The 20,824-nt window shown below is 73.1% G+C and carries 11 protein-coding genes; 4 read left to right on the forward strand and 7 right to left on the reverse strand.

Going from position 1 to position 20,824, the window contains the following annotated elements:
- The first annotated feature begins 354 nt into the window (after nt 1-354).
- Nucleotides 355-5,334, forward strand: a complete 4,980-nt coding sequence (locus AB0M99_RS32905; RefSeq protein WP_365927008.1) for an NAD-glutamate dehydrogenase — start codon at nt 355-357, stop codon at nt 5,332-5,334.
- 97 nt (nt 5,335-5,431) lie between these two features.
- Here the strand turns inward: AB0M99_RS32905 and AB0M99_RS32910 are convergent, their stop codons facing one another.
- Nucleotides 5,432-6,238, reverse strand: a complete 807-nt coding sequence (locus AB0M99_RS32910) for an ABC transporter ATP-binding protein (RefSeq protein WP_365927030.1) — start codon at nt 6,236-6,238, stop codon at nt 5,432-5,434.
- Between the two features lie 4 nt (nt 6,239-6,242).
- Entirely contained in the window at nt 6,243-7,148 is a 906-nt protein-coding gene (locus AB0M99_RS32915; RefSeq protein WP_365927032.1) for an ABC transporter permease, read from the reverse strand.
- A 174-nt stretch (nt 7,149-7,322) separates the two neighbouring features.
- On the opposite strand from AB0M99_RS32915, the gene AB0M99_RS32920 reads away from it, so the two are divergent.
- Entirely contained in the window at nt 7,323-7,949 is a 627-nt protein-coding gene (locus AB0M99_RS32920) for a TetR/AcrR family transcriptional regulator (RefSeq protein WP_365927010.1), read from the forward strand.
- A gap of 28 nt (nt 7,950-7,977) precedes the next feature.
- Here AB0M99_RS32920 and AB0M99_RS32925 read toward each other — a convergent pair whose 3' ends face one another.
- From AB0M99_RS32925 to AB0M99_RS32945, 5 genes are all read right to left on the reverse strand, one after another.
- The gene (locus AB0M99_RS32925) at nt 7,978-10,236 is read right to left on the reverse strand and encodes a bifunctional glycosyltransferase family 2 protein/CDP-glycerol:glycerophosphate glycerophosphotransferase (protein ID WP_365927012.1); all 2,259 of its coding nucleotides are present in this window, start codon (nt 10,234-10,236) and stop codon (nt 7,978-7,980) included.
- 149 nt (nt 10,237-10,385) lie between these two features.
- The gene (locus AB0M99_RS32930) at nt 10,386-11,246 is read right to left on the reverse strand and encodes a carbohydrate ABC transporter permease (RefSeq protein ID WP_365927014.1); all 861 of its coding nucleotides are present in this window, start codon (nt 11,244-11,246) and stop codon (nt 10,386-10,388) included.
- Nucleotides 11,243-12,508 carry a sugar ABC transporter permease gene (locus AB0M99_RS32935; protein ID WP_365927034.1) on the reverse strand — a complete coding sequence of 422 codons (1,266 nt, stop codon included), beginning with the start codon at nt 12,506-12,508 and terminating at the stop codon, nt 11,243-11,245. Before AB0M99_RS32935 ends, AB0M99_RS32930 begins: the two co-directional genes overlap by 4 nt.
- A 117-nt stretch (nt 12,509-12,625) precedes the next feature.
- Nucleotides 12,626-14,050: an ABC transporter substrate-binding protein gene (locus AB0M99_RS32940; RefSeq protein WP_365927016.1), complete on the reverse strand. Its 1,425-nt coding sequence runs from the start codon at nt 14,048-14,050 to the stop codon at nt 12,626-12,628.
- A gap of 96 nt (nt 14,051-14,146) precedes the next feature.
- On the reverse strand, nt 14,147-17,134 hold the full coding sequence (locus AB0M99_RS32945) for an FHA domain-containing protein (RefSeq protein ID WP_365927018.1): 2,988 nt from the start codon (nt 17,132-17,134) through the stop codon (nt 14,147-14,149).
- 434 nt (nt 17,135-17,568) lie between these two features.
- Between AB0M99_RS32945 and AB0M99_RS32950 the strand changes: the two genes are divergently transcribed.
- Both AB0M99_RS32950 and AB0M99_RS32955 read left to right on the forward strand, forming a co-directional pair.
- Nucleotides 17,569-19,317, forward strand: coding sequence for a serine/threonine-protein kinase (locus AB0M99_RS32950; protein WP_365927020.1), 1,749 nt, complete (start codon nt 17,569-17,571; stop codon nt 19,315-19,317).
- A 159-nt stretch (nt 19,318-19,476) separates the two neighbouring features.
- Nucleotides 19,477-20,733, forward strand: coding sequence for a serine/threonine-protein kinase (locus AB0M99_RS32955; RefSeq protein WP_365927022.1), 1,257 nt, complete (start codon nt 19,477-19,479; stop codon nt 20,731-20,733).
- Nucleotides 20,734-20,824: the final 91 nt, after the last annotated feature.

The following is a 20,824-nucleotide window of genomic DNA, read 5'->3' on the forward strand; positions in this document are numbered from 1 at the left end:
ACTGGCACGTGCGGCGGCCCGCGTCGCTGTCCAGAGTGTCAAAGTTCCACCCCAGGTTTTGTACACATACAGCTCATGACGAGTCGGGGGTGGGTGGAGATAGCCTGGTACCCGTGATCAGCGCGATAGTCCTCGGAGGCACTGAAGCCTCCGGCAAGCGCCCGGCGCACCACCGTGCCCGGGCCGTCGCTGATCCCCGCTGCCGGGACCTCTCGCCGATCATGGCTGATTCCCTCCCGGTCGGCTCTCTCGACGGCATAGCGTCGACCCCGAACGGAATCCCCGCCTCGCGGTGCTATGCCATTCCTTTTTTCACCTACGTCACGCAATGGCGCGCGACAGGAGCCAGAGGACATGCAGACCAAGCTGGACGAAGCAAAGGCCGAGCTGCTCGCGCGGGCGGCACGGGTAGCTGAGAACAGCCCGGCCGGGGGGCTACTTCCGACTGGGTCCGAGCAAGGGGAGCGTCCCGACCAGGACACGATGCTCGCCTACCTCCAGCGCTACTACCTGCACACCGCCCCCGAGGACCTCTTGGACCGGGACCCGGTCGACGTGTTCGGGGCGGCGCTCTCGCACTACCGGCTCGCGGAGAACCGGCCGCAGGGCACCGCGAACGTGCGGGTGCACACCCCCACGGTCGAGGAGAACGGCTGGACCTCCAGCCACTCCGTCGTCGAGGTGGTCACCGACGACATGCCCTTCCTCGTCGACAGCGTCACCAACGAGCTGTCCCGCCAGGGCCGCGGCATCCACGTGGTGATCCACCCGCAGGTCGTCGTCCGCCGCGACGTCACCGGCAAGCTGATCGAGATCCTCGGCCCCGACTGCGACGCGCACGGCCCCAAGACCGCGCGCCCCCACGACTCCCTCGTCGAGTCCTGGATCCACGTCGAGATCGACCGCGAGACCGACCGCGCCGACCTCAAGCAGATCACCGCCGATCTGCTCCGCGTCCTGTCCGACGTACGGGAATCCGTCGAGGACTGGGAGAAGATGCGCGACGCCGCGCTGCGCATCGCCGACGAGCTGCCGAACGAGCCGACCGCCCCCGACCTGCGCGAGTACGAGCTCGAAGAGGCCCGTGAGCTGCTGCGCTGGCTCGCCGACGACCACTTCACCTTCCTCGGCTACCGCGAGTACAACCTCGTCGACGGCGACGCCCTCGCCGCCGTGCCCGGCACCGGCCTCGGCATCCTGCGCTCCGACCCGCACCACAGCGGACAGGAGGACGCGCACCCCGTCTCGCCGTCCTTCAACCGGCTGCCGGCCGACGCCCGCGCCAAGGCCCGCGAGCACCGCCTGCTGGTGCTGACCAAGGCCAACAGCCGCGCCACCGTGCACCGCCCCTCGTACCTCGACTACGTCGGCGTGAAGAAGTTCGACGCCGACGGCAACGTCGTCGGCGAGCGCCGCTTCCTCGGCCTGTTCTCCTCCGCCGCGTACACCGAGTCCGTGCGCCGCGTCCCGGTCATCCGCCGCAAGGTCGCCGAGGTCCTCGAAGGCGCCGGCTTCTCGCCGTCCAGCCACGACGGCCGCGACCTGCTCCAGATCCTGGAGACGTACCCGCGCGACGAGCTGTTCCAGACCCCGGTCGACAAGCTCCGCGAGATCGTCACCTCCGTCCTGTACCTCCAGGAGCGCCGCCGGCTGCGGCTGTACCTGCGCCAGGACGAGTACGGCCGCTACTACTCGGCGCTCGTCTACCTGCCGCGCGACCGCTACACCACCGGCGTGCGGCTGCGCCTGATCGGGATCCTCCAGGAGGAGCTCGACGGCATCAGCGTCGACTTCACCGCCTGGAACACCGAGTCGATCCTCTCCCGCATCCACTTCGTCGTCCGCGTCCCGCAGGGCACCGAGCTGCCCGTCCTGACCGACGCCGACGTCGAGCGCATCGAGGGCCGCCTGGTCGAGGCCGCCCGCTCCTGGGCCGACGGCTTCGGCGAGGCCCTGGTGGCCGAGCTGGGCGAGGAGCGCGCCGCCGAGCTGCTGCGCCGCTACGGCACCTCCTTCCCCGAGGGCTACAAGGCCGACCACTCGCCGCGCGCGGCCGTGGCCGACCTGTGCCACCTGGAGCGACTGTCCGCGAGCGACCGCGAGTTCGCGCTCTCGCTGTACGAGCCGGTCGGCGCCGGGCCCGGCGAGCGCCGGTTCAAGATCTACCGCACCGGTGAGCAGGTCTCGCTCTCCGCGGTCCTGCCCGTGCTGCAGCGCCTGGGCGTCGAGGTCACCGACGAGCGCCCGTACGAGCTGCGCCGCTCCGACCGGGTCAGCGCGTGGATCTACGACTTCGGCCTGCGGATGCCCGCCGCGAACGCGAACGGCGAGAACGCCGCGGCCAACTACCTCGGCGACGACGCCCGCGAGCGCTTCCAGGAGGCCTTCGCCGCGGTCTGGCAGGGCGACGCCGAGAACGACAACTTCAACACCCTGGTCCTGAGCGCCGGGCTCACCTGGCGCCAGGCCGTCGTCCTGCGCGCGTACGCGAAGTACCTGCGCCAGGCCGGTGCCACCTTCAGCCAGGACTACATGGAGGACACCCTCCGCAACAACGTCCACACCACCCGGCTGCTGGTCTCGCTGTTCGAGGCCCGGATGGCGCCCGTCCGGCAGACTGCCGGCACCGAGCTCATCGACGCCATGCTGGAGGAGCTGGACGGCGCCCTGGACCAGGTCGCCTCGCTGGACGAGGACCGGATCCTGCGGTCCTTCCTCACCCTCATCAAGGCGACCCTGCGGACGAACTTCTTCCAGCTCGACTCCGCGGGCGAGCAGCACTCGTACGTGTCGATGAAGTTCGACCCGCAGGCCATCCCGGAGCTCCCCGCGCCGCGCCCGGCCTTCGAGATCTGGGTGTACTCCCCGCGCGTCGAGGGCGTCCACCTGCGCTTCGGCAAGGTCGCCCGAGGCGGTCTGCGCTGGTCCGACCGGCGCGAGGACTTCCGTACGGAGATCCTCGGCCTGGTCAAGGCGCAGATGGTCAAGAACACTGTCATCGTGCCGGTCGGCGCCAAGGGCGGCTTCGTCGCCAAGAACCTGCCCGACCCGTCGGTGGACCGCGACGCCTGGCTCGCCGAGGGCATCGCCTCGTACAAGATCTTCATCTCGGCGCTGCTCGACATCACCGACAACATGGTCGCCGGCGAGGTCGTGCCGCCCAAGGGCGTGGTCCGCCACGACGAGGACGACACCTACCTCGTCGTCGCCGCCGACAAGGGCACCGCGACGTTCTCCGACATCGCCAACGGCGTGGCGGAGTCCTACGGCTTCTGGCTGGGCGACGCCTTCGCGTCGGGCGGCTCGGCCGGCTACGACCACAAGGGCATGGGCATCACGGCCCGCGGCGCCTGGGAGTCCGTCAAGCGGCACTTCCGCGAGCTCGGCCACGACACCCAGAACCAGGACTTCACCGTCGTCGGCGTCGGCGACATGTCCGGCGACGTCTTCGGCAACGGCATGCTGCTCTCCGAGCACATCCGCCTGGTCGCAGCCTTCGACCACCGGCACATCTTCATCGACCCGAACCCGGACGCGGCCACCTCCTACGCCGAGCGCCGGCGCCTGTTCGACCTGCCGCGCTCCTCGTGGGCCGACTACGACACCGCGCTGCTCTCCGCGGGCGGCGGCATCCACCCGCGTTCGGCCAAGGCCATCCCGGTCAACGCGCAGGTACGCGAGGCCCTCGGCATCGAGGCCGGCGTCACCAAGATGACCCCGGCCGACCTGATGAAGGCGATCCTCCAGTCCCCGGTGGACCTGCTGTGGAACGGCGGCATCGGCACGTACGTCAAGGCGACCGCCGAGACGCACGCGGACGTCGGCGACAAGGCCAACGACGCCATCCGCGTCAACGGCTCCGACGTACGGGCCAAGGTCATCGGCGAGGGCGGCAACCTGGGTCTGACCCAGCTCGGCCGCATCGAGTTCGCCCGCAGCGGCGCCGGCGGCGAGGGCGGCAAGGTCAACACCGACGCCATCGACAACAGCGCGGGCGTGGACACCTCCGACCACGAGGTGAACATCAAGATCCTGCTGAACTCGGTCGTCGCCGACGGCGACCTGACCGTCAAGCAGCGCAACAAGTTCCTCGCCGAGATGACCGACGAGGTCGGCCGCCTCGTGCTGCGCAACAACTACGCGCAGAACGTGGCGCTCGCCAACGGCGCGGCCCAGGCCCCGAGCCTGCTCCACGCCCAGCAGCGCTTCATGCGCCGCCTGGGCCGGGACGGCCTGCTGGACCGCGCGCTGGAGTTCCTGCCCAACGACCGGCAGATCCGCGAGCTCCTGAACAACGGCAAGGGCCTGACCCAGCCGGAGCTGGCCGTCCTGTTCGCCTACACCAAGATCACGGTGGCGGACGAGCTCATCCACACCGAGCTGCCGGACGACCCGTACCTGGCCCGCCTGCTGCACGCCTACTTCCCGGGCGCGCTGCTCGCGAAGTTCCCGGAGCAGGTCGACGGGCACGCGCTGCGCCGCGAGATCATCACCACCGTGCTGGTCAACGACACCGTCAACAGCGGTGGCTCGACCTTCCTGCACCGACTGCGCGAGGAGACCGGGGCCTCCCTTGAGGAGATCGTCCGGGCGCAGCTCTCGGCCCGCGAGATCTTCGGCCTGGCCGAGGTGTGGGACGCGGTCGAGGCGCTCGACAACAAGGTCGCGGCCGACGCCCAGACCCGGATCCGGCTGCACTCGCGGCGCCTGGTCGAGCGCGGCACCCGCTGGCTGCTGAACAACCGGCCGCAGCCGCTCCAGATCACCGAGACCATCGAGTTCTTCGCGGCCCGGGTCACCGAGGTCTGGTCGGAGCTGCCCAAGCTGGTGCGCGGCGCGGACCTGGAGTGGTACGAGTCGATCATGGCCGAGCTGACCGGCGAGGGCGTGCCGGAGGAGCTGGCGGCCAAGGTGGCCGGCTTCTCGTCCGCCTTCCCGACGCTCGACATCGTGGCCATCGCGGACCGCACCGGCGTGGCCCCGCTGGACGTCGCCGAGGTGTACTACGACCTCGCCGACCGCCTGGAGATCACCCAGCTGATGGACCGGATCATCGAGCTGCCGCGGTCGGACCGCTGGCAGTCGATGGCCCGCGCCTCCATCCGCGAGGACCTGTTCGCGGCGCACGCGGCCCTGACGGCCGACGTACTGGCGGTCGGCAACGGCACGTCGACCCCCGAGGAGCGGTTCAAGGCCTGGGAAGTGCGCAACGCGGCGATCATCGGCCGGGCCCGGACCACGCTGGACGAGATCCAGGGGTCGGACGACTTCGACCTGGCGAACCTGTCGGTGGCCATGCGGACGATGCGTTCGCTGCTGCGCGCGCACAGCTGAGCGGTCGAGCGGCTGAGCCGCGCGCCTCGCGCACGGCAACGGGCGGCCCCCGGGACCTCGATGGTCCCGGGGGCCGCCCGCTGTCCAGCGCGTGGCACTAACGTCCGGAGGTGAAGGCCTCGTACGCGTCGCAGACCTCGCCGGCGGGGCCGTCCATGCGCAGGACGCCCGATTCCAGCCAGATCGCCCGGTCGCAGGTCTCGCGGACCGTGCCGATGCCATGGCTGACGAGGAAGACGGTGCCGGCGCGCTCGCGGAGCTCCTCGATGCGGGCCTGGCTGCGGCGCTGGAAGGCCGCGTCGCCGGTGGCCAGGGCCTCGTCGATCATCAGGACGTCGTGGTCCTTGGCGGCGGCGATGGAGAAGCGCAGCCGGGCGCCCATGCCGGAGGAGTAGGTCCGCATCGGCAGCGAGATGAAGTCGCCCTTCTCGTTGATCCCGGAGAAGTCGACGATGTCCTGGTAGCGCTCGCGGATCTGCTGCTTGGACATGCCCATCGCGAGGCCGCCGAGGACGACGTTGCGCTCACCGGTGAGGTCGTTCATCAAGGCGGCGTTCACTCCGAGGAGGGACGGCTGGCCGTGCGAGTAGACCGCGCCGCGGGCCACCGGCTGGAGGCCGGCGATGGCCTTGAGGAGGGTGGACTTGCCCGAGCCGTTGGTGCCGATGAGGCCGATGGCCTCGCCCTTGTACGCGGTGAAGCTGACGCCCTTGACGGCATGCACCTCGCGGATGCCGGGCGCCGGCTTGCGGGAGAAGATCCGGCTGAGGGCCGCGGTGGCGCCGCCCTTGGGCCTGCCGGCGCCGTGCACCTTGTAGACGACGTGGACCTCGTCCGCGATGACGGTCGGTACGCGGGTGTCGACGGCCGCAGCCGCCGGGGTCGACGGGGTCGCTCGTTCCATGAGGTCAGCCACGGCCGTACTCCTCCTCAGCCTTCCAGAAGTAGATGAAGCCGCCGACGCCGGCGAGCAGGGCCCAGCCGATCGCGACGGGCCACACGTGGTGGGGGAGCGCGTGCGCGGGGAAGGTGTCGATCAGCGCGAAGCGCATCAGGTCGATGTAGACGGCGGCCGGGTTCGTCTTGAGCGCGAGCGTGACCCAGTGCGGCAGGTGGTCCGTCTTGAGCATGGTGTCGATGGACCACATCACGCCCGAGGAGTACATCCAGGTCCGCAGGACGAACGGCATCAGCTGGCTCACGTCGGGGCTCTTGGAGCCGATCCGGGCCATGACCATGGCGCAGCCCGCGCAGAAGACCGCCATCAGGACGAGCGTGGGGACGGCCAGCAGCCAGGACGGGCTCGGGGTCTGGCCGAAGGCGAGGAGCAGGATGACCAGCGCGCCCATGGTCACGAGCAGTTGCTGGAAGAGCTGGACGACGGTGGAGATGGGCAGGCTCGCCCGCGGGAAGTGCAGGGCGCGGACCAGGCCGAGGTTGCTGTGGACGGAGCGGGTGGCGGCGTTGATGGAACTGCCGATGAAGTCCCAGACGAAGACGCCGGTGATCAGGAACGGCACGTAGTTCGGTACGCCGTGGCTGGCGTGCATGACGATGCCGAAGATGAAGTAGTAGACGGCCGCGTTGAGCAGCGGGGTCACCAGGTGCCAGACCTGGCCGAGCTTGGCCGTGCTGTACGTGGCGTGCATGCGGGCGGTGGCGTACGCCGTCACGAAGTGGCGGCGGCCCCAGAGCTGCGCGACGTAGCGGGGCAGCGAGGGGCGGGCGCCGCTGACGGTCAGCCCGTGGGCGGCGGCGAGCTCCGCGGCGGAGGTGCCCGCCGGGTTGCCGGCGCGGGTGCCCGCGGGGGTCACCGGTGCGGTGGTCACGGTCACGGGGCTCGCTTTCGACGGGGGACGGGGTCGGGTCGTCGCTGGCGATGGAACGGGTCCGTATCGTCGCTACGTCGAGGTTAGGGCGCGAGTCGTCGGAACGCAACCGTATCGTCGTGACGGGTGGGTGACGGCCTGCGCGGTTATGCTCTGTGCATGACCACGGAACCTGCCTCCGCCCCCGCCCGTCGTGCCCCGGCCGGGGCCGCCGTCCTGCGCGAGGACGTGACCGAGGCGATCCGGTCGGCGGTCGTCGCCGAGCTGGCCGCGGTCGGCTTCTCCCGGATGTCGATCGAGGGCGTCGCGCGCCGGGCGGGCGTCGGCAAGACGGCCGTCTACCGGCGGTGGAAGTCCAAGCTCCACCTGGTGCTCGACCTCGTGGGGGCCTTCGCCGCGGACGGCTTGCCGGTACCCGCGACCGGCTCGCTGTACGGGGACGTACGGGCGCTGCTGGAGGTCATGTCACACGTGCTGCGCCACCCGGTGGCCTCGGCGGTCATCCCCGACCTCCTGGTCGAGGCCGCCCGCAACCCCGAGATCGCCGAGGCGGTGCGCGGAGCCCTCCTCGACGGCCAGCGCCGCATGGCGGAGGGCATCGTCGCCGACGCCGTCTCCCGCGGCGAACTCCCGGACGGCATCAACGCGGACCACGCACTGGACCTCGCGATCGGCCCGCTCTACTGGCGCCAGGTCATCGTCCGCGACGCGGTGACGGCCCCCCACCTCGACACCCTGGCCCACCAGGTGGTCGCGGGCCTGAAGGCGGGCCCGGGCGGCCGCTGACCCGTACGGCCGCCGAACCGGGCGCCCGCTACGGCCAGAGGCCGGCCGTGAGGTGGGCCAGCGTCGGTTCCGCGGCCGGGGCGGGAGCCGCCGGAGTGGGGCGGCGGTCCTCCAGCGGGAGCACCGCCGGGACCGGGGCCGACTGGCCCAGGAAGACGCGCCGGACCACGCGTTCCGCCGCGTGGCCGTCGTCGTACGAGCAGAACCGCGCGCGGAACGCCGAGCGCAGCTGGGCCGAGCGCGATCCCTGCCAGTGCCCCGTGGCGAAGATGTCCACCAGCTCGTCCTCGGTGCGGGCGATCGCGCCCGGCGGGCACGAGCGCAGGTCGAAGTAGGTGCCGCGCGCCGCCTCGTACGCCTCCCAGTCGTCCGCGTGGATCACGATCGGCCGGTCCAGCGCGGCGTAGTCGAACATCAGCGAGGAGTAGTCCGTCACCAACGCGTCGGAGGCCAGGCACAGTTCCTCCACCGAGGGGTGGCGGGAGACGTCCAGCAGCCGCGGGTGCGGCTCCCAGGAGCGCTCGGCGTCCGCGTACGTCAGGTGCGTGCGCGTCAGGATCGTGAAGCGCGGGCCCAGGTCGCGCAGGACCCGCTCGAAGTCCAGGTGGTCCGGCCGGCTGCGCCGGTAGTCGCGGTGCGTGGGGGCGTACAGGATCGCGATGGAACCCGCCGGGACGCCCAGGCGTTCGCGCAGTTCGAGCACGTCGGACTGGGTGGCCCGGTGGAAGACGTCGTTGCGCGGGTAGCCGTACTCCAGGGTCGTGTACGAGGAGGGGACCGCCTTCTCCCACACCAGCGTCGAGTGCCGGTTCGCGGAGAGCAGGTAGTCCCACTGGTCGGCGCTGCGCAGCAGGCCCGCGAAGTCCGTCGTCGGGGTGGCCGCCGGACGGTCCTGGAGGTCCAGGCCGACCCGCTTGAGCGGGGTGCCGTGCTGGGTCTGCACCAGGATCTGGCCCGGCCGCTTGACCAGCGTGCGGTCGAAGTTGACGTTCGTGACCAGGTACGTGGCCCGCGCGAGGGCGGTCCAGTACGCCGCCGAACCGGGCCGCAGCGCCGCCGTCTCCCGGGGCAGGGTCGCGGCGTGCGCCGGGTCGCAGATCCACGCCGTCCGCATCCGCGGGGCCAGCTCCCGCAGCTTGGCCTCGATGGCCGCCGGGTTGCAGGCGTAGCCGCCGTGCCAGTACGCGGAGAAGACCGCCAGCTCGGGCCGCAGCGGCAGCAGCCGCTGGATCCGGTAGTGCAGGCGCAGGGCGGCCTCGCGCAGGCCCTGCCAGGCGGCAGCGCCGGTCCGCCCCGCCGCCAGCGCCGCTGTGCGCAGCGTGGACAGCAGGCGGTACGTGCGCCGGGTGCCCAGCCGCATCAGCAGGTGGCGGACCCGGTCGGTGCGGGAGAGCGAAAGCGGCTGCGAGCCGGGGGCCCGGTAGCGGCGCAGCAGGGCCGAGGCCCGGCCGAAGAACTCCGCCCGGCTGGCGCGCGGCAGGCGGCGCGGGTCGGCGTACAGGGCGCAGAAGTGCTCGGCCATCCGCCGGTGCACGGCGGGGCGCCAGCGCTCCAGCTCGGGGCGGGTGGCGAGGTAGCCGAAGACGCGGTCGTACTGGTCGAAGATGTCGAGGTGGCGGCGGGTGGACGTGGTCAGGATCGAGCCGGTCCGGCGCTGGCGGTAGTGCACGCAGACCCGGTCGAGCACGGCGACGGACTCCGCCGCCAGCAGCGCCGGGTAGGTCCAGGGGGTGTCCTCGTAGAACCCGGGCGGGAATTCGAGGCCCTCGCGCTCCACGTAGTCGCGGCGGTACGCCTTGTTCCACACCACCATCAGCATGCCGAGCAGCGCCGGGCGGTCGGCGAGCCGGAAGCTGGCCGGGCCCTCCTCGGAGAGCCGGTGCGAGAGCCGGTTGCGCACCAGCTCCCCGGTCCAGAAGGTGCGCGCGTAGTCGTAGACGAGGACGTCCGGGGAGCCGGTGGCCTTCAGACGGTCAGTGATGGCCTGGAGGGCGCCGGGGGCCAGGGTGTCGTCGCCGTCGAGGAAGACGAGGTAGTCGCCGGTGGCCCGGGCCAGGCCCGCGTTGCGGGCCGGGCCCAGTCCGAGGTTGTGCGCCAGGTGCACGGCGGTCACCCGCGGGTCCCGGGCGGCGTACTCGTCGATGATCGAACCGCAGGCGTCCGGGGAGGCGTCGTCCACCGCGATCAGTTCGAGATCCGGGTACGACTGCGTCAGGACCGAGTCCAGACTCTCCTGGAGGTACGCCTGGACCTTGTACGCGGGCACGATGACGCTGAACCGGGGCACGGCACATCCAGGGGTCGGCGCGGGCATATTGCCCAGGAACCGCGCGCGCGGCGATCGGGTTACGCAGAGTGCGGCATTCGGGTTACGCAGCGTCAGCATCCCATGTCAACCCCGTGATCACGGCGCCCGATCGGAGCCCGTGGCGCGGGCTACTTGATCGCCCCGGCCATCACCCCCGACACGAACTGCCGCTGGAAGGCGAAGAAGACGGCCAGCGGCACCACCATCGACAGGAACGCGCCGGGCGCGAGCACGTCGATGTTGTTGCCGAACTGCCGTACCTGCTGCTGCAGGGCCACGGTGATCGGCGGGTTCGCGGAATCGGCGAAGACGAGCGCGACGAGCATGTCGTTCCACACCCACAGGAACTGGAAGATGCCGAGCGAGGCGATGGCGGGCCCGCCCAGCGGCAGCACCACCCGGGCGAACAGCCGCAGTTCGCCCGCGCCGTCGAGCCGGGCGGCCTCCAACAGCTCGCGGGGGATCTCGGCGAAGAAGTTGCGCAGAAGGAACACCGCGAACGGCAGCCCGAAGGCGGTGTGGAAGAGCACCACGCCCGCTGTGGTCTCGAACAGGCCGACGGAGCCGAAGAGTTCGGACACCGGGATCAGAGCCACCTGCACGGGGACCACGAGCAGCCCGACCACGATCAGGAACAACCAGTCCCGGCCCGGGAACTCCAGCCAGGCGAAGGCGTATCCGGCGAACGCGCCGAGGGTGAGCACGAGCAGGGTCGCCGGTACGGCGATGGCCACCGTGTTCAGGAGCGAGCCGGTGATGGTGTCGTTCTGGAGCAGCCGTTCGTAGTTGCCGGCCGTGAGCCGGGAGGGGGCGGTCAGCGCCTTCCACCAGCCGCCCCCGTTCAGCTCGGTGGGGGAGAGGAAGGACGAGATCAGCAGGCCGAGCGTGGGCAGCAGCCAGAACAGCCCCGCCAGTACCAGGAAGACCCGCAGGGCCCCGCCCGCCAACCGCGCCGTCAGCCGTCCGGTCGTCCCGCGGACCGTGCTCATCGGCGGGCCTCCTTCCGCATCCGGTGGATGTTGTAGAGCATCACGGGGACCACCAGCACCAGCAGCAGCACCGCGATGGCGCTGCCCAGTCCCGGATCGGCGTCCGTGCCGAAGGAGGTCCGGTAGAGCTGGAGGGCGAGGACGTTGGCATCGTCCTGCACTGCGCCCGGGGCGATCACGAAGACCAGGTCGAAGATCTTCATGACGTTGATGACGAGGGTGACGAGGACGACGGCCAGCACCGGCGCCAGCAGCGGCACCGTGACCCGGCGGAACACCTGCCATTCGCCCGCCCCGTCCACGCGGGCCGCCTCCAGCAGCTCCCTGGGCACGGCGGCGAGCCCGGCCCCGATCAGCACCATCGCGAAACCGGCCCACATCCAGACGTACGCCCCGATGACCGCCGGGGTGACCAGCGTGGGGCCGAGCCACTGGACCCCCGCGTACGCCTCCCGGAAGTTCGAGGCGGGCAGCCGCAGCCGGGCCCCGTCGGCCTTCGCGGACAGGGTGAAGGTGCCGTCGGCGCCGGCCCGCGTCGAGTCGACGACGCTGCCGTCCTTGACCGCCTCGATCCGGATCCCGGCGAGCGCGGACTCCGTGGGGTCGACCGCGTTCGTACGGCCGCCCCCGCCCCGGGTGAAGTCCTGCCAGACGGTGCCGGTGACCCGGCCCGGCTCCGGGAGGGCGGCCGCGGCCGTACGGGTCCCCTCGGGCAGCGCCTCCGGGGCGATGCCGACCAGCGGGAGCAGGGCCGGCGCGCCCGCCCGTACGGGATCACGCGTCATGTACGCGCCCCCGGCGGCCGGCTCCAGCGGGGAATCGCGGCCCGGGCGGGCCTTGGGGAAGGCCGAGGACTCCGCGAAGGTGTCGTGGACCCCGACCCAGACCGCGTTCGCGACCCCCCGGTCGGGGTCGTGGTCGTAGACGAGCCGGAAGATGATGCCCGCCGCCAGCATCGAGATGGCCATCGGCATGAAGACGAGGAGCTTGAACGCCGTTCCCCAGCGCACCCGTTCGGTGAGGACCGCGAAGATCAGGCCGAGGGCGGTGGCCGTGGTCGGCGCCAGCACCACCCACACCGCCGTGTTCCGCAGGGCGGTGCGGATCGTGTCGTCGTGCATGATCTCGCGGTAGTTCCCGGCGCCGACGAAGGCGTCGCCGGAGCGGTCGAAGAGGCTGCGGTAGAGGGAGTAGCCGATGGGGTGGACGACGAGCGCGCCGAGCAGCACGAGGGTGGGCAGGAGGAAGGCCGCGGCGATCAGCCGGCGGCGCCGGGCCGCGGCCGCCCTGGCGGCTGCCCCGGCCCCGGCCGCTGAGGCCGCCGCGTCCGCTGCGGCTGTCGTGGCGGCGGCCCCGCGCGGGGCTTCGGCCGTCACGGCTCAGTTCCCGTAGGCCTTGGCCGCGTCGGCCTCCAGTTTCGCCTGGGCCCCCGCCACGTCCGACGGGTTCGCCAGGAAGTCCTGGAGGTCCTTCCACATGCCCGTGCCCGGGGTCCCGCCGAAGGCCGCCGGGGCCTGGTCGGACAGGTCGAAGCGGAACTCGTCGCCCGACGCGATCAGCGCCTTCGCGATGTCGCGCTGGATGTCGTTCGGGTAGGCGTCCGGGCTGACCGCCTTGTTCGGGGAGACGAAGCCGCCCTCCCGGGCCTGGATCTCCGCCGCGTCCGCCGAGGCGAGGAAGGTCAGCAGCGCCTGCGCGCCCTTCGACGGCTTCAGCGCGACCGCCACGTCACCCCCCGAGACGACGGGGGCCTTGGCGCCGACGGCCGGGAAGGGGAAGACCAGTGCGTCCTTGCCCACCTTCGCTTCCGTCTGCCCGATGTTCACCGCCACGAAGTCGCCCTCGAAGACCATCGCGGCCGCCGGGCGGTCACCGCCGGTGAACGTCTGCGTCACCGACTTGGGGAACTCGGTCGCCAGCGCCCCGCTCTGGCCGCCGGCCAGGAAGTCCTTGCGGCCGAACAGCTCGCCGAGGCTGGTCAGCGCCTGCTTGACGCTGTCGTCCGTCCACTTGATCCGGTGCTTGGCCAACTGGTCGTACTTTTCGGGGCCCGCCTGGGAGAGGTAGACGTTCTCGAACCAGTCGGTCAGCGTCCAGCCGTCCGCGCCGGCCACCGAGACCGCCGGGGTGCCGGACGCCGAGAGCGTGTCGGCCGCGCTCAGCAGCTCCTTCCAGGTCTTCGGCGGCTGCACGCCCGCCGCCTCGAAGGCCTTCGCGTTGTACCAGATCAGCGACTTGTTGGCCGCCTTGTAGTACACGCCGTACTGGGTGCCGCCGACCGCGCCGAGCGCCTTCCAGCCGTTCGAGTAGTTCTGGTCGAGCTGGGCCTTGGCCTCCGCACCGACCGGCTGCGCCCACTTGTTCTCCACCGCCGAGACCAGCGCGCCGACCTGCGGGAGGAGCGCCACGTCCGGCGGCTGGCCGCCCGCGATCTTCGTACCGAGGAAGGTGACGATCGGGTCCTGGGCCGGGACGAAGGTGACGGTGGCGCCGGTCCGCCTCTCGAACTCCCGCAGCACCTTGGCGAAGTTCGCCTGTTCGGGCCCCGTCCAGACCGCCGCGACCTCCAGCTTCTCGCCGGTGAGCCTGGGTAACTGGACCCGCACGGTGGAGGGCTCCCCGCCGCTCGGCCGGGCCTGCCCGCCGTCCCCGTCCCCGTCGCCGCACGCGGTCAGCACGAGCGCGGTGGCGGCGGCGAGCGCCGTCCAGGTGAGTTTCGTACGGGCGGATGTCGTACGGGCCGGTGTCGTACGGGTGGGTGTCGTACGGGTGGGTGTCGTGCGGCTCGTTCCGTGCCTGCGCATGGCTCTGCCCCCGATGCCTGTGGTGTGTCCCGTCCCACAGGTCTACGCCGACCCGCGCACCCCCGCAATAGCGCGTGGCGGGGGCGCGCCCCGGCTTCAGGGGGCGGGCGGGAACAGCACCGGTATCGCCGAGACGAGGTGGGAGGCGCGGTCCAGGGCGCTGGCCAGGAGGGCGAGGTCGGTGGGCCCGTTGCCCAGTTCGCGCACCGGACGGCGGGCCGGCGGGTCACCCATCCGCTCCCACTCGACCGGCACCACTGTCGGCCGCAGCGTCGCCGTCCGGGGGATCCGGCCGGTCACCCGCCCGGCCTGGAACGGGAGGGTCCGGCCGTCGGCGTACCGGAGCAGCCCGCGGCCGGGGCCCGGCTGGTCGGGTGCGTCGAGCTCGACGCGCAGGGTGGCCAGCCGTGCCAGCTCGGTGTCGGCGGTGCGGTCCGGGCGGGCGCTGGTGGCCACCAGGTGCACGCCGAGCCGGGCCCCCTCACGGGCCACCGCCTCCAGTACGCGCACCACCGACCCGGCGGCGGGACGGCCCGTACTGCCGAGCCCGGGGGCGACCAGCGCGTCGAAGTCGTCGACGAGCACGACGAGGCGGGGCAGCGGGCCGGGGCCCGCGGCCGCTTCGGTGCGGGTGGCGGAGGCGCGCAGCCGCAGCGTCCCCGTGCGCTGGGGGTCGAGGTCTCCGTGCAGCTCGCCGGCGCTGGGCTGGCGGGGCGAGACCATCCGCTCGGACAGCTCCCGGCGGGCATGCCATTCGGTGAAGGGCGCACCGTCCAGCAGCTCGGCCCGCCGCTTGAGCTCGGCGCCCAGCGCCTGGGCGAACTCGCGCATGCGCAGCGGGTCGGAGGCGACCAAATGGGCCGAGACGTGCGGGAGTTCGGTGCAGGGCAGCAGCCCGTCCCCGCGCTCGCCGCCGGCCCCGTCGAGCAGGACCAGGCCGAGCCGGTCGGGGCGGGACGCGGCGGACAGGGACGCGGCGACGGAGCGCAGCAGCTCGGTGCGGCCGCTGCCGGCGGGTCCCTCGATGAGCAGGTGCGGGCCGTCCGCGACGAGTTCGGCTCCGGCCGGGCCGCGCCGGCCGGTGCCGAGCACGACCTCGACGAGGCCGCCGACGCCCTGCCCCTGGTCGGTGGCGGCGGCCCAACGGGCCATCAGCGAGGCCGGGGTGGCCCGGGCCAGCCCCAACTCGTCGAGCAGCCGCGAGGTCTGGGGGAGCGCGGCCGTGGCGGGCCGGTAGGCCTCGGCGCTCTGGGAGTCGGCCCGCAGCGGGGCCAGGGCTCGGGCGAACCGCTCGGCCCAGGCCAGGGACACCGCATCGGCGGTGGCCGTCCCGCCGGGCGGCACCGGCCGCCCGCCGCGCACCTCGAAGGTCCGTACGACGGTGGCCACGTCCCCGCTGAGCAGGGCGACCGCGCCGCAGTCCCGGAAGGCCGGGGTGCCCGCGCAGGCGGCCTCGTACGTCTCGGCGACCGGGGACGCGGGGGTGGCGGCTGGCGTCTCGGCCAGTACGAGCAGGTGGATCCCGGCGGCGGGGCCGTGCGAGGCGAGCCGGCCGGTGATGTCGCGCAGCGGCCCGGCGCCCGGGTCCCCGTCGAGGACGAGGAGGGTGTGGGGGCCCTGGTAGGCGTACGAGGCCTCCTGGATGCTGCGGGCGTCGGCGGCGGCCCAGTTGGTGCCGAGCGGGCTGTCGTCGAGGCGCCGGGTCAGCTCGCCGGTACGGGCCGCGGCCTGGTCGCGGTCGTACGCGAGCAGCAGCCGGCAGTCCTGCCCGTGCGCGGGCCGTACGTGGGGCAGCCAGCCGAGCCAGCCCCAGTCCCCCCGCCGCTCGGCCAGGCCGCGGGCCCGGTCGGTGGCGACGAGCACGATCTCCAGCTGCTGCCCGGGCGCGTGCAGGGCGGCGAGCTGGGCGACGACGGAGCGGGCCACCCCGGTCAGCCGCGCCCGGGGACCGGCGATCCCGAGGGCCCCGGCCTCGCGCAGCGCCACCCGGCTCCCGGCCCCGAGGCCGACGTCGAGGGCCCCGGGCTCGCGGGACCACAGCCGCCGGGTCGGCCCGAGGGCCGCCAGCAGCAGCGCGGCCGGGTCATCGGGGTCGGGCCGTACGGAGACGGCCGCCTCGGCCGCGACCTGCTCGGCGGGGGCCTCCTCGCCGCGCACCCACTTCCGCGCCCAGGCGCCGAGGCCCTTGCGGCGCCCGGCCGCTCCCGCGTCGGGGGCGGCGGCAGGGACGGGGGCGGGGGTGCTGCCCGGCGCGGGGGCGGAAGCGGGAGCGCCGTACGGGCCGCCCTCGCGCCCGGTGCGGCCTTCGTGCCCGAAGGCCCCGTCGTGCCCGTCGGCCCCGTCGGACCTATGGGCCCCGTCGCCGGGGGCGGCCGCGTCCCCCCGCCGGGAGCCGCGCGCCGCGGGCTGCGGGGCGACGGACAGGTGGCCCTCCAGGTCGGGGGTGACCGGCAGCCGCTCTGCGTCCCTGTCGGCTCTGTCGGCCTGGTCCGCCCCGCCGGCCAGCCGCAGGGTGGATTCGCCGACGCGCAGCAGCGCCCCCGGCGCCAGCGGCACCGGGCCCGCGCCCACCGGCACGCCGTCGAGCGTCGTGCCGTTCGTCGAGTCCAGGTCCGCCACGGACACCCGGCCGTCCGGCAGCACCGTCACCGCGCAGTGCAGCCGCGACACGTCCGGGTCGTCCAGCGGGACGTCCGCGTCGGCCGAGCGGCCGACCCGGATCGCCCCCGGGTGCAGCAGGTGGACCCCGCCCGCGTCCGGGCCGGCCACCACGTGCAGCTGCGGGCCGGCGGAGCCGTCCTCGTCCGGCAGGACGTCCGGGACCGGCGCGTGCAGCGCCAGCACCGCCCCGTCCACCAGCGGGGGCTCGCCCAGGACCCGCCGCTGCGGGTCGAGCCGCTCCGCGCCGGCGTACAGGATGACCGTGCCCCCGGTGTCGGGTCCGCCGACGGTCGCCGCGAGCCCGGAGGCCACCGCGGCGAGCGCGGTACCGGCGGGCGCGGTGACGAGCACGTCACAACTCGCGGGCGCGGTCGCGGTCTGGTGGCCGCTGCGCGACCCAAGGACGGTCAGCCGGATCTGCATCGCCGTCAGCGGTCCCTTCTGCGCGGTGCGCGGTGAGTGCGCCCGGCAGGGAAATCACGGGACATGCCTGCCCGTTCGCCCCCACCCGGCACGGACGCGTCGTCCGGTCAGGTCTGCGGAAGGCGGGGCTCCCGTCCCGGCCGTTCCGTACGGGTGCATCCTCGCACCTGTCACGGACAACACGCCCGGCACCCGCCGACAATTGATCTTGATCGGTCGCGGGCCGGTATCAGCACCGTTCACATACGGACAGCAAGGCGAGGAAAATCGCCCCTGGCATACACCGCAAACATCACTCTTAGTACATATGTACGGCAACCAACCTTCGACGCCCGGCGTCTTCCATGGGGACACCCCCTAGAGTGGGCCGGAAAACCATCGACCGGAACGATGGCCGGATCGGTGACGAGAACGACAGCAGGGGAGCGCGAGACGTGCGGCCAGTCGGCAGCAAGTACCTGCTCGAGGAGCCGCTCGGACGCGGCGCCACGGGCACTGTCTGGCGTGCCAGCCAGAGGGAGATGGCCGGCGCCGAGGCGGCCGTCGCAGGGCACCCCGGCGAGACCGTGGCCATCAAGGTCCTCAAGGAGGAGCTGGCACAGGACGCGGACATCGTCATGCGCTTCCTGCGCGAGCGCTCCGTCCTGCTGCGCCTGACCCACCCCAACATCGTCCGCACCCGCGACCTCGTGGTCGAGGGCGACCTGCTCGCCCTCGTCATGGACCTGATCGACGGCCCGGACCTGCACAAGTACCTCCGCGAGAACGGCCCCTTCTCGCCGGTCGCCGCGAGCCTGCTGACCGCCCAGATCGCGGACGCGCTCGCCGCCAGCCACGCCGACGGCGTGGTCCACCGCGACCTGAAGCCCGCCAACGTCCTGCTCGACGAGCGCGACGGCCAGATGAAGCCGATGCTCACCGACTTCGGCATCGCCCGCCTCGCCGACTCCCCGGGCCTGACGCGCACCCACGAGTTCGTCGGCACCCCCGCCTACGTGGCCCCCGAGTCCGCCGAGGGCCGCCCGCAGACCTCCGCCGTCGACATCTACGGCGCCGGCATCCTGCTCTACGAGCTCCTCACCGGCCGGCCGCCCTTCGCCGGCGGTACCGCGCTGGAAGTGCTCCACCGCCACCTCAGCGAGGAGCCGCAGCGCCCCGCGAACCTGCCCGAGCCGCTGTGGACGGTCATCGAACGCTGCATGCGCAAGGAGCCGACCGAGCGCCCCAGCGCCGAGAGCCTGGCCCGCGGCCTGCGCGTGGTCGCCGCCGGCATCGGCGTGCACTCCTCGCCGCAGCAGGTGGAGGCCGCGCTCGGGGTCGGCGCGCTCCTGGCCCCCGACCCCTCGCCCGCGCCGGTCCCCGAGACCCCGGGCGCCGCGGACGCCACGCAGGTGCTGTCCGGGCAGGGCGGCTCGCCGATGGGCGGCTACGACCCCAACGGCATGACCAGCGTGCTGCCGCCGGTCGGCGCCGCGGACGCCACCTCCGTACTTCCGAACACCGCGGCCCCCGGGGCCGACCCGACCTCGGTCATGCCGCCCGTACAGCGGCCGGACCAGCCGCACCCGTGGCAGTCGCAGATGCAGGCGGCCCGCGACCGCAACGAGCAGACGCAGATCCAGTACCTCGACCCGAGCGAGGACCCGCTGCGCCGCCGGCCGCAGCGGCAGGCGCCGCCGCCCCCGCAGCAGCAGCCGCAGCGCCCTCAGTACCAGCAGCCCCCGCCGCAGCAGTACCAGCAGCCGCAGCGGCCCCAGTACCAGCAGCCTCCGCAGCAGCAGTACGCGCCTCCGCCGCCGCAGCACTACCAGCCGCAGCAGCACCAGCCCCAGCAGTACCAGCAGCCCCAGTACCGGCAGCCGCAGCACCAGCCGCAGCCGCACCAGCCGCAGCACCAGCCCCCGCAGGGCCCGCCTCCGCAGCAGCCCGCCCCCCGGGAGCCGCGCGAGCCGCGCCGCCGCAGCGCCAACCCGGTGCACATCCCGGGCCTGGGCTGCCTCAAGGGCTGCCTGGTGCTGATCCTGGTGTTCTTCGTCGCGGGCTGGCTGATCTGGGAGCTGACCCCGCTCCAGGCGTGGGTCGGCACCGGGAAGGGCTGGTTCGACCAGGTGTGGAGCTGGGGCACCGGCGCCGTCGACTGGATCACCACGATCGGCGAGGCGACGGACAAGGGCACCCAGTGACCGGGGCCCTGTAGCGCCGACTTCGTGGATTTGTCGACTTCTGGGACGTGTTTTCGCCCGCAGAAGTGAAGGTCGCCGCGAATCGGGGCCCCTACTGGCGTCCAACCCCCACCCGGCCGCGTAGCTTTGGTGCGTACGCCAGCCGCTGAGGGAGCAGTCGTGGCACGGAAGATCGGCAGCCGGTACACCGCGCACCAGATCCTTGGGCGCGGCAGCGCGGGCACGGTGTGGCTGGGCGAGGGGCCTGACGGGCCCGTCGCCGTCAAACTGCTGCGCGAGGACCTCGCGTCCGACCAGGAGCTGGTCGGACGGTTCGTCCAGGAGCGCAGCGCGCTGCTGGGCCTGGACCACCCGCACGTCGTCTCCGTCCGCGACCTCGTCGTCGACGGCAACGACCTCGCCCTCGTCATGGACCTCGTCAGGGGTACGGACCTGCGCACGCGCCTCGACCGCGAGCGGCGCCTGGCCCCCGAGGCGGCGGTGGCGATCGTCGCCGACGTCGCCGACGCGCTGGCCGCGGCGCACGCGGCGGGGGTCGTGCACCGGGACGTCAAGCCCGAGAACGTCCTGCTGGACATGCAGGGCCCGCTCGGCCCGGGCGGCGCGCATCCCGCGCTGTTGACCGACTTCGGCGTGGCCAAGCTGATCGACTCGCCCCGGCGGACCTCCGCCGGGCGGGCCTCGGCCCCGACGACCCGCATCATCGGCACGCCGGACTATCTGGCGCCCGAGATCGTGGAGGGGCTGCCCCCGCGGGCGGCCGTGGACATATACGCCCTCGCCACCGTCCTGTACGAGCTGCTGGCGGGCTTCACGCCGTTCGGCGGCGGCCATCCCGGCGCGGTGCTGCGGCGGCACGTGACCGAGACGGTCGTCCCGCTGCCGGGCATCCCCGACGAGCTGTGGCAGCTGATGGTCCAGTGCCTCGCCAAGGCCCCCGCGTCCCGGCTGCGGGCCTCGGAGCTGTCCGTACGCCTCAGGGAGCTGCTGCCGCTGCTGGCCGGGATGCCGCCGCTGGACGTGGACGAGCCGGACGACGCCGAGCTCTCGGAGCTGTCCGGGCTGCCAGAGCCCGAGGGCGCGGCGGCGGACCCGGTCCGGCGGCGCGGGGTGGTGCCCCTGGTGCCGGGGTCCGCCACGGACTCGAACCGCGACACCCACACCTCGATGCGGGTACCGGGGCCGGACGAGCTGGCGGGGGGCGCGCTGGGCACGGCGCGGGTCCCGCGGCCGGCCGGCGGCCACCGCCCCGGCGCGGCCCGGCACCGTGCGGAGGCCGCGCGCAAGCGGCGGCTCGCCCTGTCCGCGGGCGCGGTGGCGCTGGTCGCGGTACTCGGCGTCGGCGGCTGGCTCGCCGTCTCGGGCGACGACGCCCCGCCCCAGGACAACAAGCACTCCGGCCCGGCCGCCCCCTAGGGGGTGTCTGGCGGATCATGGCCGGGCCCGGCCCGCCTGGCACCGCGGCTTGCCGCGTTGTCGTCAGTCGCCAATGCTCCGCAGTGGCTCC

The organism is Streptomyces sp. NPDC051183, assembly GCF_040682455.1.
GTDB lineage: Bacteria > Actinomycetota > Actinomycetes > Streptomycetales > Streptomycetaceae > Streptomyces.

What these genes read in the sequence shown, in the direction of transcription:
- AB0M99_RS32905 (WP_365927008.1), top strand. Translation starts at nt 355, where the DNA reads ATGCAGACCAAGCTGGACGAAGCAAAGGCCGAGCTGCTCGCGCGGGCG.
- AB0M99_RS32910 (WP_365927030.1), bottom strand. Translation starts at nt 6,238, where the DNA reads ATGGAACGAGCGACCCCGTCGACCCCGGCGGCTGCGGCCGTCGACACC.
- AB0M99_RS32920 (WP_365927010.1), top strand. Translation starts at nt 7,323, where the DNA reads ATGACCACGGAACCTGCCTCCGCCCCCGCCCGTCGTGCCCCGGCCGGG.
- AB0M99_RS32930 (WP_365927014.1), bottom strand. Translation starts at nt 11,246, where the DNA reads ATGAGCACGGTCCGCGGGACGACCGGACGGCTGACGGCGCGGTTGGCG.
- AB0M99_RS32940 (WP_365927016.1), bottom strand. Translation starts at nt 14,050, where the DNA reads ATGCGCAGGCACGGAACGAGCCGCACGACACCCACCCGTACGACACCC.
- AB0M99_RS32945 (WP_365927018.1), bottom strand. Translation starts at nt 17,134, where the DNA reads ATGCAGATCCGGCTGACCGTCCTTGGGTCGCGCAGCGGCCACCAGACC.